This window comes from Rhodococcus sp. SJ-3, assembly GCF_051918125.1.
Classification (GTDB): domain Bacteria; phylum Actinomycetota; class Actinomycetes; order Mycobacteriales; family Mycobacteriaceae; genus Rhodococcus.
This window is the reverse complement of the sequence record NZ_CM123306.1, coordinates 5424277-5437477: the sequence shown is the minus strand read 5'-3', so window position 1 is coordinate 5437477 and position 13201 is coordinate 5424277. Positions and strand designations below refer to the sequence as shown.

The 13201-nt window shown below is 65.5% G+C and carries 12 protein-coding genes and 1 tRNA gene; 8 read left to right on the top strand and 5 right to left on the bottom strand.

Going from position 1 to position 13201, the window contains the following annotated elements:
• Positions 1 to 111: 111 nt before the first annotated feature.
• Positions 112 to 1620, top strand: coding sequence for an APC family permease (locus ACTDXD_RS25245; protein WP_440127793.1), 1509 nt, complete (start codon positions 112 to 114; stop codon positions 1618 to 1620).
• 71 nt (positions 1621 to 1691) lie between these two features.
• The gene (locus ACTDXD_RS25240) at positions 1692 to 2372 is read left to right on the top strand and encodes an IclR family transcriptional regulator (protein ID WP_440127792.1); all 681 of its coding nucleotides are present in this window, start codon (positions 1692 to 1694) and stop codon (positions 2370 to 2372) included.
• A 156-nt stretch (positions 2373 to 2528) separates the two neighbouring features.
• Here ACTDXD_RS25240 and ACTDXD_RS25235 read toward each other — a convergent pair.
• Positions 2529 to 2605, bottom strand: a tRNA-Leu gene (locus ACTDXD_RS25235).
• 111 nt (positions 2606 to 2716) lie between these two features.
• On the opposite strand from ACTDXD_RS25235, the gene ACTDXD_RS25230 reads away from it, so the two are divergent.
• Both ACTDXD_RS25230 and polA read left to right on the top strand, forming a co-directional pair.
• On the top strand, positions 2717 to 3328 hold the full coding sequence (locus ACTDXD_RS25230; RefSeq protein WP_440124890.1) for an ANTAR domain-containing response regulator: 612 nt from the start codon (positions 2717 to 2719) through the stop codon (positions 3326 to 3328).
• Positions 3329 to 3403: 75 nt separating this feature from the next.
• A complete protein-coding gene (polA, locus tag ACTDXD_RS25225) occupies positions 3404 to 6127 on the top strand; it encodes a DNA polymerase I (RefSeq protein ID WP_440124889.1) in 2724 nt (907 codons plus the stop codon).
• A 77-nt stretch (positions 6128 to 6204) separates the two neighbouring features.
• On the opposite strand, the gene trxA is transcribed toward polA, so the two are convergent.
• The 3 genes from trxA to ACTDXD_RS25210 form a co-directional block, all read right to left on the bottom strand.
• Complete coding sequence (gene trxA, locus ACTDXD_RS25220; RefSeq protein WP_169686676.1) at positions 6205 to 6576, bottom strand: thioredoxin; 372 nt, start codon at positions 6574 to 6576, stop codon at positions 6205 to 6207.
• Between the two features lie 111 nt (positions 6577 to 6687).
• Positions 6688 to 7701, bottom strand: coding sequence for a GlxA family transcriptional regulator (locus ACTDXD_RS25215; protein WP_440124888.1), 1014 nt, complete (start codon positions 7699 to 7701; stop codon positions 6688 to 6690).
• 75 nt (positions 7702 to 7776) lie between these two features.
• Positions 7777 to 8295, bottom strand: a complete 519-nt coding sequence (locus tag ACTDXD_RS25210; protein ID WP_440124887.1) for a 2'-5' RNA ligase family protein — start codon at positions 8293 to 8295, stop codon at positions 7777 to 7779.
• Here ACTDXD_RS25210 and ACTDXD_RS25205 point away from each other — a divergent pair.
• The 4 genes from ACTDXD_RS25205 to ACTDXD_RS25190 all read left to right on the top strand — a co-directional run bounded on the left by ACTDXD_RS25205 (position 8294) and on the right by ACTDXD_RS25190 (position 12223).
• Positions 8294 to 9427, top strand: a complete 1134-nt coding sequence (locus tag ACTDXD_RS25205; protein ID WP_440124886.1) for an isocitrate/isopropylmalate dehydrogenase family protein — start codon at positions 8294 to 8296, stop codon at positions 9425 to 9427. The genes ACTDXD_RS25210 and ACTDXD_RS25205 overlap by 2 nt on opposite strands.
• Positions 9428 to 9588: 161 nt before the next feature.
• Entirely contained in the window at positions 9589 to 10443 is an 855-nt protein-coding gene (locus ACTDXD_RS25200; protein ID WP_440127791.1) for an ABC transporter substrate-binding protein, read from the top strand.
• A gap of 11 nt (positions 10444 to 10454) precedes the next feature.
• A complete protein-coding gene (locus ACTDXD_RS25195) occupies positions 10455 to 11432 on the top strand; it encodes an amino acid ABC transporter permease (RefSeq protein WP_440124885.1) in 978 nt (325 codons plus the stop codon).
• Between the two features lie 38 nt (positions 11433 to 11470).
• Positions 11471 to 12223, top strand: coding sequence for an amino acid ABC transporter ATP-binding protein (locus tag ACTDXD_RS25190; protein ID WP_440127790.1), 753 nt, complete (start codon positions 11471 to 11473; stop codon positions 12221 to 12223).
• 22 nt (positions 12224 to 12245) lie between these two features.
• Here ACTDXD_RS25190 and ACTDXD_RS25185 read toward each other — a convergent pair whose 3' ends face one another.
• Positions 12246 to 13142, bottom strand: a complete 897-nt coding sequence (locus ACTDXD_RS25185) for a class I SAM-dependent methyltransferase (protein WP_440124884.1) — start codon at positions 13140 to 13142, stop codon at positions 12246 to 12248.
• Positions 13143 to 13201: the final 59 nt, after the last annotated feature.

The following is a 13201-nucleotide window of genomic DNA, read 5'->3' as shown; positions in this document are numbered from 1 at the left end:
AAACACGACAATCCTAAAGTTCCCCGAACGGTGGTCCGTTCGGATGACGGGCCCACAATCGAAGAGAGGCGCCGAGTGAGTAGCGGCAGACGTGGTAATAGAGGTTCATGGATCGGCGGAGCGCTCGCTGCCGCGATCTCGACGTCGCGTAGCAGCGAGCCGGTGGCCACACCGGTGTACTCGCCCTTGAGGGGGCTGGGTCGTCGCAGACTCTCGCAAGTGGACCTGGTCGGGCAATCCCTGTCGACCGTCGCGCCGGCGACAGGGATGATCTTCATCGCGTCGTGGATCATCGGGGCCGAACCCGGCGTCGGTGGTCTGGCAGCGATCCTCGGTACAACCGCATGCGTTGTCGCAGTTGCCTACTGCGTCACCCAGTTCACCCGGCGGCTTGCTGCTGCGGGGTCGCTGTACAGCTTCGCATTCCACGGGCTGCCGCGCCGTGCGACGTTGACAGTGGGCGCGGCGTTGCTCCTCGGCTATCTGGGCATCTCGATTTCGGTGTCGGCCAACGCCGCCGAGAGTGTGCTGGGAGTAGCGATCACGCTGGGTCTGTCGTGGTCGGGGAGCCATCTCCCCCTGATTACCGCCGCGATCGTCACCGCTGTGGCCGCGGTGATCGCGGTGAGTGGCGTACGTGTCGCGACCCGCGCGATCCTCGTGGTCGAACTCTGCTCGCTCGTACTCATCTGCGCACTGATGGTCACCGGTTCCGGCGCGACCGTCGTAACGGAAACCACGAGTTTGTCTGCTTCTCTGCCATTTCTGGCGTTGGTTGTCGTGTTCGGGATGGCGGGTTTCGAGAGCGCGGCGTTCTTCGGCGCCGAAGCGCGGCGGCCCCTGACCACCGTGTCCCGGGCGGTGCTCGTCACCCCGGTGGTGTGCGGCTCGCTCTTCGTCTTCGCCGGGTGGGCAGCGCTGACCGGGCGTGCCGACGCCGTCGTCGCCGCGTACTTCGACGGCACCGCCTCCGGTGCGAGTCCGGCGATGGTGGTCGCGGTGCAGGTCGCTGTGACGTTCTCGTGGTTCGCGTCGACCCTCGGCTGTGCGCAGGCCGGGTCGCGGTTGTTGCTGGCGATGGGCATCGAAGAAACCGCGCCGAGGGCGTTGTCGCGTGTCCATCCGGGTCGGCGCACCCCCTGCGTTGCGATTGCCTGGTTCACCGTGCTGAGTTTCGTGGGCGCAGCGATCCATCTGCAGTTGTTCGTCAGCGAATCCGGCCTGTACGACGGGTTCGTCGAGGTCGCCATCGTCATCGCATACACCTTGCTGGCGGTGTCGTGCCTACAGTTCCTCCGCAGGATCGGGGAGGACGCACCGTGGACCACTGTCGTCGCCCTGGCGGTCGCGAGTACCGGAGCAGGTCTGCTGGGTTATCTGGTGATCGACGGTGCGGCACGCGGGGAATGGGGAATCCCGATCGCGGTGCTCGTGGTTGCGGCCTCCGGTGGACTGTGGGTGGCTGTGCTCGAGCGGCTCAAACCCGGATCACTCGCGACGATGGGCACCTTCGACAGCGTCGAGACGGCCGACCTGCTTCCAGGCTCCGGTGTTCTCGTTCTCGACGACGTGGGCAAACCGCAGTTGGTGTCGGCGCATCCGCGGCCGGAGTCCTCGTGAGGACCGCTCACGTGGTCGCCGAGACCGGGTTCAGTGGGCAGCAACCGAGAGCGGTGCAGAAGGCTCTCTGCATGCTCGAGGCGGTCGCGCATCTCGGTCCCGGTGCTACGGCCAAGGAGATCGCCCGCTTTGCGGGTGTCGCACCCACCACCGCCTATCGGATGCTCAACCTCCTTGTTGCAGAGGGATTCCTGGTGCGGGTTCCCGACCTGTCGGGTTTCGCGCTCGGACGCCGAACAGCCGAACTGTCCCGAGCCGCGGTGGCCACCGACACCTCACCGACACTGCACGAGACGGTGGAAGACCTCCGTTCGCACACCCGGTTCGGTCTGCATGTCGCGTCGTTCGCCGGTGGCAGGCTCCGCTTCGTCGATCAGGACCCCGACCATGAGATCGTCGGTATCGCGGTGCTGTCCAAGAACCTGCATGCAAACGCACTCGGCAAAGTGATGCTCGCGCACAATCCCGCGCTGCGAGCAGGAATCGAACTGCGACGATTGACCGAGGCGACCGTGTGCGACCCGGAAGGGCTCAGCGACGAACTGTCCCGCATACAACTCGACGGGCACGCCTTCGAAAATCAGGAATGTCGCATCGGCCGGTCGGCGTTGGCCGTCCCGATCCGGAACCACGGCGCCGAGGTGGTCGGGGGACTGTGTCTCCAGGGCTCGCCGCTTCGGGTATCGCCGTCGGACTTCGAGCAGTTGAGGTTTCTCTACGAGGGGTCCCGTCGGCTCACCGGGCTGCTGTAAGTGCGATCGGGGAGTTCCGGTGTGTCGGTGATGGCATCCGCGATCGCTGCCCCGGCAGCCGGGACGGTCGTGGCAGTTCTCGTCGCAGCGGCAATTCGTCAGCGGACACGTGTGACCGCGACTGTTCGGCACTCCGATCGGAGGTCGGCAGTGCGATGGTGCCCCCGGTGAGACTCGAACTCACACTGGACGGGTTTTGAATCCGTTTCCTCTGCCAATTGGGATACGGGGGCGTGGTGCGGAGACCACTGTAAGGGATGGATGGACAGGGGGCGAACACCGGTACCCTTCTAACGTTCGATTCCCTCACGGGGGCATCCGCAGCGAGAGGGGAAGGGCCCGCCATGACAGCCGTGCCGCAGGACGACAACGCCGGGACGAAGAGAGTCGTCGTCGCCGAGGACGAGGCGTTGATCAGGCTCGATCTGGTCGAAATGCTGCGCGAAGAGGGCTACGACGTGGTCGGTGAAGCGGGCGACGGGCAACGCGCCGTCGAACTCGCAGAGGAACTGAAACCGGATCTCGTGATCATGGACGTCAAGATGCCGCGCCGCGACGGAATCGACGCCGCATCCGAGATCGCGCAGAAGCGCATTGCCCCTGTGGTCATTCTCACAGCATTCAGTCAGCGCGAACTCGTCGAACGGGCGCGTGACGCGGGAGCCATGGCGTACCTGGTGAAGCCGTTCTCGAAGAGCGATCTGGTTCCGACCATCGAGGTGGCGGTGAGCCGGTTCGCCGAAGTCCGCGAACTGGAACGCGAAGTCCAGGGGCTGTCCGAGCGGTTCGAGACCCGCAAGCTCGTCGACCGGGCCAAGGGGACGTTGATGGACAAGCATGCGATGACCGAACCCGAGGCCTTCCGCTGGATCCAGCGCGCGGCAATGGACCGGCGCACCACGATGAAGCAGGTCGCCGAGGTGATCATCGAGAGCCTGGGGGAGACCGCCGGCTGAGTGTCGGCGCGGGTCGCACCGCGCAGTCCGTCCGGGTGGTCGTGGACGTCGTACCCGGTCCCTAGACTGGCACGCGTGACCCGTGCATCCGCTTCGCCCTCGACCACCCCGGCCGCCGACGACCGCCCGACCCTTCTGCTGCTCGACGGACATTCGCTGGCGTTCCGCGCGTTCTACGCGCTACCGGCCGAGAACTTCAGAACTACCAGCGGGCAGACCACCAACGCGGTGTACGGGTTCACCTCGATGCTCATCAACCTCCTGCGCGACGAGAAACCCACGCATGTGGCAGCAGCATTCGACGTGAGCCGCAAGACATTCCGTGCTGAAATGTATGCCCCCTACAAGGCGCAGCGCAGCGCAGCTCCCGACGAGTTCAAGGGACAGATCGACGTCACCAAAGAGGTGCTCGGCGCCATGGGTATCCCCGTCATGGCGGAGGAAGGGTACGAGGCCGACGACATCATCGCGACCCTCACCACCCAAGCCACCGCCCTCGGTTACAAGGTGCTCGTCGTCACGGGCGACCGTGACGCCCTGCAGCTGGTCACCGACGCTGTCACGGTGCTCTACCCGAAACGTGGCGTCTCCGAACTGACGCGCTTCACTCCCGAGGCCGTCGAGGAGAAGTACGGACTCACCCCGGCGCAGTACCCGGACTTCGCCGCGCTGCGCGGCGACCCCAGCGACAACCTCCCCGGCATCCCCGGAGTCGGCGAGAAGACCGCCGCCAAGTGGATCCGCGAGTTCGGTAGCCTCACCCACCTCGTCGACCGGGTCGACGAGGTGCGCGGAAAGACCGGGGATGCGCTCCGCGAGAACCTGTCGAACGTGCTGATGAATCGCCAGCTCACCGAGATGGTGCGGGAAGTGCCGCTGCCGTACACGCCGGATGCTCTCGCGCTCGCACCATGGGACCGCGACAAGATCCACCGGCTCTTCGACGACCTCGAATTCAAGGTCCTGCGTGATCGTCTCTTCGAGACCCTCGCGTCTGCCGAGCCCGAAGCCGACGAAGGATTCGAGGTGCGCGGCGGCATCATCGAGCCGGGTGCCCTCGGCGACTGGCTCGCAGAGCACGCCGTTGCAGGACAGCGGCACGGACTGTCCGTTGCCGGGCCGGGTACTCCGTACGGCGGCGATGCAGTGGCCATCGCGATCGCGGCCGATGACGGCGAGGGCGCGTACGTCACGACAGTGGCGCTGACACCGGAAGACGACAGTGCGCTCGCTGCATGGCTCGCCGACGCTGCCGTGGAGAAAGCATTGCACGAGGCCAAGTCGGCCATGCACGCGCTGCGTGGGCGGGGCTGGACTCTCGCCGGAGTCACCAGCGACACGGCGTTGGCGGCGTATCTTGTGCGCCCGGGTCAGCGCAGCTTCAAACTCGACGACCTCTCGCTGCGCTATCTCAAACGGGAGCTGCGAGTGGAAGATTCCGGCGCCCAGCAACTGTCCCTGCTCGACGACGAAGACGCGGCGGACAACCAGGCCGCAGAAGGTGAAATATTGCGGGCTCGCGCGGTCGTCGACCTCGCCGCGGCGCTCGACTCCGAACTCGCAGACATCGAATCGGTGCGGCTGCTGACCGAGATGGAGTTGCCGTTGCTCGAGGTCCTGGCCGATCTCGAGGCCACCGGCATCGCCGTCGACGCCGATCACCTGCACGACCTGCAGGCGGGCTTCGCCGCCGACGTCGCCGCCGCCGCGAACTCCGCGTACGAGGTGATCGGCAAGCAGATCAACCTCGGTTCGCCGAAGCAACTCCAGGTCGTGTTGTTCGACGAACTCGAGATGCCGAAAACCAAGAAGACCAAGACCGGCTACACCACCGACGCCGATGCTCTGCAGAACCTCTTCGAGAAGACAGAGCATCCGTTTCTCGAGCATCTGCTCGCGCACCGCGAATCGACCAAGATGAAGACCACCGTCGACGGTCTCATCAAGTCGGTGGCCGACGACGGTCGCATTCACACCACGTTCAACCAGACGGTCGCGGCGACCGGCCGCCTGTCGTCCACCGAACCAAACCTGCAGAACATCCCGGTCCGCACCGACGCGGGTAGGCAGATCCGCAACGGCTTCGTCGTCGGCGGCGGATACGACCTGCTCCTGACCGCCGACTACAGCCAGATCGAGATGCGCATCATGGCGCATCTATCCGGCGACGAAGGACTGATCGAGGCGTTCAATACCGGAGAGGATCTACACAGTTTCGTCGGTGCCCGCGCGTTCGGCGTGCCGATCGAAGAGGTCACCCCCGAACTGCGCCGACGGGTCAAGGCGATGTCCTACGGTCTGGCGTACGGTCTGAGCGCTTACGGTCTCGCGCAGCAGCTGAAGATCTCCACCGACGACGCCCGCGAGCAGATGGAGGCATACTTCACCCGTTTCGGTGGTGTGCGCGACTACCTGCACAACGTCGTGGAAGAGGCCCGCAAGGTCGGTTATACCTCCACGCTCTACGGGCGTCGCCGGTACCTGCCCGACCTGACCAGCGACAACCGGCAGCGGCGCGAGGTCGCCGAGCGAGCCGCGCTCAACGCGCCGATCCAGGGCACCGCAGCCGACATCATCAAGGTTGCGATGATCGAGGTGCAGAAAGCACTCGACGACGCAGGCCTGCGCTCACGGATGTTGCTGCAGGTCCACGACGAACTCGTCCTCGAAGTCACCGATGAGGAACGTGAACGTGTCGAGGAGATGGTCCGCAGCAAGATGGACTCGGTGATCGATCTGTCGGTGCCGCTCGAAGTGTCGGTCGGCTATGGCCGTAGCTGGGATGCCGCCGCCCACTGAGCCAAGCGAGTTGGGCCGCTCACAGCGACGCGGCTCGGTTCCCGGACAGGAGTCGAGCCGCGTCGCGGTCGGTCGAGTCAGCTCTGAGCGTTCGACGCCTCGTCGATCTGCTTGCGCACATCGTCCATATCGAGCGCCTTGACCTGTGAGACGAGGTCTTCGAGTGCTGCAGGCGGCAGTGCACCTGCCTGGTTGTAGACCAGGATTCCTTCACGGAACGCCATGATCGTCGGGATCGAGCGAATGTTCGCGGCAGCCGCGATCGACTGCTCGGCCTCGGTGTCGACCTTTGCGTGCACAACGTCCGGATGCTGCTCGGACGACGATTCGAAGGTCGGTGCGAACTGTTTGCATGGGCCACACCAATCGGCCCAGAAGTCGACGAGCACGATGTCATTGCTGGTGACGACCTCGTCGAAGTTCTGCTGAGTGAGAGCTTGGGTTGCCACGGTGGTCCTTTCGGTTCGGGCGTGTCGACGGGTGCAACAGCGAGCCGCCCCCATTTCTTCCGCCACGCTACGCGAGGTGGGCGACACGGGGCGGCGGTTGCGCGGTCGACGTCACTCGACCAGGGTCGACTCCGCGGATCGAAAGGTTCGGCGGTACGCCTGGGGCGTGGTGCGGCGAAAGCGCAGGAAATGCTGCCTGAGCACAGGCGCGGTGCCGAAGCCGACACGGTCGGCGACGACATCGATCGGCAGATCCGTGCTCTCGAGAAGCTGTTGCGCTGCGAGCACCCGCTGCCCGCGGATCCATCGCGCCGGTGTGGTGCCGGTTTCCTCCGTGAACCGTCGCGCGAAGGTCCTGGACGACATGTGTGCCTGCTCGGCGAGCACGGTCACCGGCAATTCGCGGTGCAGATTCTCGGTGATCCAATCGAGCAGCGGGCCGATCGAGTCATCGGTGCACTCGGGAAGTGGTCTGGATATGTACTGAGCTTGCCCGCCGTCGCGGTGTGGTGGTACGACCATGCCCCGAGCTATCGCGTTGGCGACCTGCGAACCCTGGGCGGTCCGCACGATGTGCAGGACCAGGTCGATGCTGGCCGCGGTGCCTGCACTCGTCAGCACCGGATGCTCGTCGACATACAGCACGTCGCGATCGACTCGGGCCGACGGATACATCGCGGAGAGCCGGTCTGCGTACCGCCAATGGGTGGTGCAGCGGCGATCGTCGAGAAGACCGGCGGCAGCGAGGACGAAAGCGCCTGTGCACAGACTCGCGACCGGAGTTCCCCGATCGACTGCGCTCCGCAGTTTCCCGAACAGCGGCTCGAGGACGGCGAGATCGGGGCTGCCGCTGCGCACGAACTCGGGATCGGTCAGTTCCCCTGCCCCGGTGCCACCGGGAGGCACGATGATCAGGTCGGCGTCGTCGAGACGGTCGAGGTCGTACGGCACATCGATGGAGTAGCCGTACTTCGTGGTGACGGGTTCGGTGCTGCCCGCGACGAGCGCGAACTCATATTCGGGCAAGCCGTCGTCCGCGAGCTCGCCTCCGAAGACCTCGCAGGCGACACCGAGTTCGAACATCACGATGCGCGGGAGGAGAGGGACGACCACGTTGCGAAGCATGAAACCCAGTCTCCCCGCGCAGTGGCAGAAAATCGAACGATTACCTCAACTCTGCCACCGCGGCTGTCCGCAGGGTCAGCAGAGCCGCCATTCCTGTTTCGCGGTGCCGTCCCAGCGCCGGATCCGGCCTGCCGTACCGGCCGGATCGCCCGGCGTCCGGTGGGCGGCGATCACTGCTGCGCCGACCCGATCGGCGGGGACCCGCCGTGCCAGCGTCACGTGCGGGGTCCATTCACCCGGACGGATGTGCGCCGGAATCCCGGGACACTGCGAGAACGAGGCGAACAACCGGGCATGCAGCTCCAACAGCGGCACCGAGGGCACAACGAGGCGCGCCACCGTCGCATGGCGGCCTCCGAACAGAATCACACCGCCGAGGAGCATCGGTAGTTCGATGCTCGAGACGGCTTCACGCGCAGCCTCCTCCACGTCAGGCGGAATCGTTTCCGCCACGAACAGCGTGACGTGTGGCCGATTCGATTCGGCCCGGACTCGCTCCTGACTGTCGACACCGGCCGCGCGCAGGCTCTTCCACTGCGCGCGGACGTAACCGTCGAGGCGGTCATCGAGTAGTAGCTCCACCGACTGCACCATGATGCGCAATGATGGCGCGGTGACCCACGAGACTGCAACGGCAACCCATGAGACCGCACTCTCGCAGCCCCAGCGCATCGGCCTGATCGAAGGTGATGGCATCGGCCACGAGATCGTTCCCGCAACCCGCCGTGTCGTCGACGCGGCGATCGAGGCCGCGGGAGGGTCGGGCGTCGAGTGGGTACCGTTGCCGCTCGGGGCCGATGCCATCGGCAGTCACGGCACCCCGGTACCGAAATCGACACTCGAGGTGCTGACCGAGCTCGACGGCTGGATTCTGGGGCCGCACGACAGCGCGTCCTACCGCGAACCATTTCGTACAGCGTTACCTCCGGGCGGTCAGATCCGGAAGCATTTCGACCTGTACGCGAACATCCGTCCCGCCCGAGCACTGCCGGGCACCCGCGCCGTGGTACCCGAGATGGATCTCGTCGTCGTACGTGAGAACACCGAAGGCTTCTACGCCGACCGCAACATGGCGGTAGGCAGCGGTGAATTCATGCCGACACCCGACGTCGCCCTCGCCGTCGGTGTTGTCACCCGTGCGGCCTGCGAACGGATTGCGCACACCGCCTTCGATCTGGCTTCACGTCGACGAAAGCGAGTCACCATCGTGCACAAGGCGAATGTGCTGTCGAAGACGACCGGGTTGTTCAGGGATGTGTGCCGCGAGATCGGACGCATGTATCCGAGCGTGGACGTCGACGACGAGCACGTCGACGCGATGGCCGCGCTGCTCGTCCGACGCGGCGGTGAGTTCGACGTCATCGTGACCGAGAACCTGTTCGGAGACATCCTGTCCGACCTCGCAGGTGAGCTGTCCGGCTCACTCGGCAGCGCCCCTTCGATCAATGCGTCCGCACGTAAGACAATGGCGCAGGCGGTCCACGGCGCCGCACCCGACATCGCCGGATCAGGTCGAGCCAACCCGACCGCCCTCTTCCTGTCCTCGGCGATGCTCCTCGACCGTCTCGCCGTCAACGGGGACCCGTTCCTAGGCGGTGCGGCGCGCGCGCTCGAGCGAGCCGTCACGGAGACGATCGGAGACGGTGTCGCCACCGCAGATCTCGGCGGGAGGGCATCGACAAGCGAGTTCACGGATGCGGTGATCGAGCACATCAGCACCCCGTGAGGGAGGGCGTGCGACGCTCGCGACACGGCACGGGATCGGCCCGCGAGATCACACAGCACAGATTTGCAGACACACAGAGCGCTCCGGTCTACTGTGCGGATGTGGATGGACCAGCTCACTCTCGTGCCCGACGGCCCCGGCCCGGCGGTGTTGTAGCCGCAGTGCTGCTGCTCCTCGCGGCCGTGACGGGCTGCGTGGTCAACACCGAATCCACCGTGCCTCCCGGCGACCGGGTACATGCCGAGCGCGTCGATGCGCTCGCTGCACAGCTCCCACCCTCGACGGCGTCGGCAGGCGTGTTGAAGGTCGGCACGAACGTGCCATACGCCCCCAACGAATTCAAGGACGACGACGGCACCATCGTCGGTTTTGCCGTCGAACTCGTGCAGGCGCTCGGCGACGTGCTCGGTATCGAAGCCGTGTTCTACGAGTCGGACTTCGACCGGATCATTCCCGCAGTGCAGTCCGGTACCTTCGATGTCGGCTCGTCGTCGTTCACCGACACTCTCGAGCGCGAGCAGTCCGTCGACTTCGTCACCTACTTCAACGCGGGAATCCAATGGGCGCAGCGACTCGGCGAACCTGTCGATCCTGACAATGCCTGCGGACTGCGAGTGGCGGTGCAGACCACGACAATCGAAGACATCGATGAGGTCCCGGCGAAGAGTCAGGCCTGTGTGGATGCGGGACTTCCTCCCATCGAGAAGATCAAGTACGACAGCCAGGACGAAGCCGCCAATGCGCTGATCCTCGGCCGGGTCGACGCATTGTCCGCCGATTCGCCGGTCACCGCCTACGTGATCGAACGCAGCGAGGGTCGGCTCGAGTCGGCAGGTCCGCTGTTCGACGCCGCGCCGTACGGTTTCGTCGTCGGGAAGGGCGCTCCCATCGGTCCGGTCCTGCAGCAGGCGATGCAGCACCTGATCGACTCGGGAAAGTACCAGCAGATCGCCGACCGCTGGGGCGTGACAGAGGGAACGATCACCGAGTCGCAGATCAATGCGGCGACGAGCTGAGGAAGGGCCCGATGAATCAGCACACCGAATCCGGCGCGGCCGAGACCGAACCGGAACCGATACAGGCCGTCCCGTTGCGGCGTCCAGGCCGGTGGATCGCGGGCGCCGTCGTGGTGATCGCGTTGATCCTGCTCGTGTGGGGCGCCGCCACCAACGAGGCGTATCGCTGGGACATCTACGGGCAGTACTTGTTCGACCGGCGCATCAGCGAGGCAGCATGGAACACGGTTCAGCTGACCGTGCTCGCCATGCTCATTGCCGTTGTGCTGGGCGTGGTTCTCGCGGTGATGCGCTTGTCGCCGAACCCGGTGCTCAAATCGGTGGCGTGGGTGTATTTGTGGGTATTCCGCGGCACCCCGGTGTACGTTCAGCTCGTGCTGTGGGGCCTGTTCCCGTCGATCTACAAGCAGCTCGACATCGGAATCCCGTTCGTGCACCAGTTCTTCCACATCGATCTGCAGTCACTGAATGCGGCGTTCCTGTTCGCGGTGATCGGCCTCGCCCTCAATGAGGCCGCATACATGGCCGAAATCGTCCGCGCCGGAATCGGCTCGGTTCCCGAAGGACAGCTCGAAGCCTCCACCGCCTTGGGAATGTCGTGGGCGCAGACGATCCGGCGGACCGTGCTCCCCCAGGCCATGCGCGTGATCATCCCGCCGACCGGCAACGAACTCATCAGCATGCTCAAGACCACCTCGCTGGTTGCGGCCGTGCCGTACACCGCTGAACTCTATGCCCGGGCACGAGACATCGCAGGTGCGAACTTCCAGCCGATTCCGCTGTTCCTCGTCGCAGCGACGTGGTATCTGGCGATCACGAGCATCCTGATGGTGGGCCAGTACTTCGTCGAGAAGCATTATTCGAAGGGCATGACCCGGCACCTGACGGCTCGCCAGTTGCAGGCCCTCGCCGACGCCGAAGGTAAGGCCGTCGTCATCCAACCGGAACCGCCGACAGATCCGACCATCCCCGGGGGTGAGCGCAAGTGACCGCGTCAGGCCGGACGACCGAGCCGAACAACGTGCCCATGGTGCGGGCCGATCGGGTATGCAAGAACTACGGTGCCGTCCGAGTGCTCAAAGGGATCTCGCTCGAGGTGCAGCGTGGCCAGGTCGCGTGCTTGATCGGCCCGTCGGGCTCAGGTAAATCGACGTTCTTACGGTGCATCAACCACCTCGAGCGTGTCGACGCGGGGCGGCTCTACGTCGACGGCACACTCGTCGGCTATGCCGAACGCGGAGGCAAACTCCACGAACTGCATCCGCGCACGGCTGCGAAACAGCGCCGCGAGATCGGAATGGTCTTCCAGCACTTCAACCTGTTCCCGCACCGGACGGTGATCGCCAACATCATCGAAGCGCCGATGCTGGTGAAGAAGATGCGCCGTAGCGAAGCCACCGAAATTGCCCGCGACCTGCTGTCGAAGGTGGGATTGGGCAACAAGGCCGATGCGTACCCGGCCCAGCTGTCGGGCGGACAGCAGCAGCGCGTGGCCATCGCGCGGGCGCTGGCGATGGAACCGAAGCTCATGCTGTTCGACGAGCCCACCTCGGCTCTCGACCCGGAGCTCGTGGGGGAGGTGCTCTCCGTGATGCGCGATCTCGCCGACGGCGGCATGACCATGGTGGTGGTCACCCACGAGATGGGGTTCGCGCGAGAGGTCGCCGATCAGTTGGTGTTCATGGACGGCGGGGTGGTCGTCGAGGCGGGCGCGCCCGACGACCTGCTCACTGATCCGCAGCATGACCGCACCCGCGAGTTCCTGGCCCGCCTGCTCTGAGCTCGCGTGATCGACGACTCGGTCAGATCAGAGCTGGTCGCGCGCTGGTCGCGTCGCCTGGCGCGCGGCTGCAGAAGATCGCGGTCCCCGGAAAGATCTCGCCGCGCAGCGGGCTCCACTGTCCCCACTCCCGGTCGAGATGCTCGGGCCAGTCGGGTTCGACGATGTCGTAGATCTCGAAGCCGGCTGCGACGAGCTCGCGGACACGATCGCCGATGGTGCGGTGATGCTCGACGTAGGTCGGTATGCCATCGTCGTCGACCTCGACGTACGGTGTGCGGTCGAAATAGGGGAACATCGCGACCAATCCGCGCTCGCTCGGATCGTCAGGGAAGATCCACCGCATCGGGTGGTTGACCGAGAACACCCAACGTCCACCCGGACGCAGTACCCGTGCGACCTCCCTCATCACCTGCGCCGAATCCGCGACGAACGGGACAGCGCCGAACGCGGAGCACACGATGTCGAAACTGTTGTCGGGAAAGGGGAGATTCTCGGCGCCTGCCTGCACGAGCGGCACGCGCGGTCCACCTCGATCCATCGCCTCGACACCGCGCGACAGCATGCCCATCGACAGGTCGAGCCCAACGGCGCGGGCACCCTCACCTGCGAGCCAGCGCGCGCACGGCGCCGATCCGCAACCGAGTTCGAGGACGTCCTTGTCTCGGACATCGCCGAGAAGGCGGACGTCGCCTTCGTGCAGGCCCTCCGGACACCACACGAATTCGCCCGCGGGTGAGTCCGCGCCGAGGAAGTCACCGTGGGTGCGGTGGTAATCACCGGCGTCGGCGTCCCACCACGTGCGGCTGGCATGCTCACTGTCGCGGCTGCCCACGCGTGCACGGCCTGCCTTCGACGTGCCGAGCAGTTCATTGGCAGTGGCGTGACGAGGATCGGGCGGTAGCGACGGGTCGGACATGGAAACAGCGTAGGACGTGCACTGCAGACGGTTCGCCATTGGGATTCGCAATGGGAAGG

Bases quoted from the DNA above. Each gene is read 5' to 3' on its own strand.
- ACTDXD_RS25240 (WP_440127792.1), top strand. From the start codon at position 1,692: ATGCTCGAGGCGGTCGCGCATCTCGGTCCCGGTGCTACGGCCAAGGAG.
- ACTDXD_RS25230 (WP_440124890.1), top strand. From the start codon at position 2,717: ATGACAGCCGTGCCGCAGGACGACAACGCCGGGACGAAGAGAGTCGTC.
- ACTDXD_RS25215 (WP_440124888.1), bottom strand. From the start codon at position 7,701: ATGCTTCGCAACGTGGTCGTCCCTCTCCTCCCGCGCATCGTGATGTTC.
- ACTDXD_RS25205 (WP_440124886.1), top strand. From the start codon at position 8,294: ATGATGCGCAATGATGGCGCGGTGACCCACGAGACTGCAACGGCAACC.
- ACTDXD_RS25210 (WP_440124887.1), bottom strand. From the start codon at position 8,295: ATGGTGCAGTCGGTGGAGCTACTACTCGATGACCGCCTCGACGGTTAC.
- ACTDXD_RS25195 (WP_440124885.1), top strand. From the start codon at position 10,455: ATGAATCAGCACACCGAATCCGGCGCGGCCGAGACCGAACCGGAACCG.
- ACTDXD_RS25190 (WP_440127790.1), top strand. From the start codon at position 11,471: ATGGTGCGGGCCGATCGGGTATGCAAGAACTACGGTGCCGTCCGAGTG.
- ACTDXD_RS25185 (WP_440124884.1), bottom strand. From the start codon at position 13,142: ATGTCCGACCCGTCGCTACCGCCCGATCCTCGTCACGCCACTGCCAAT.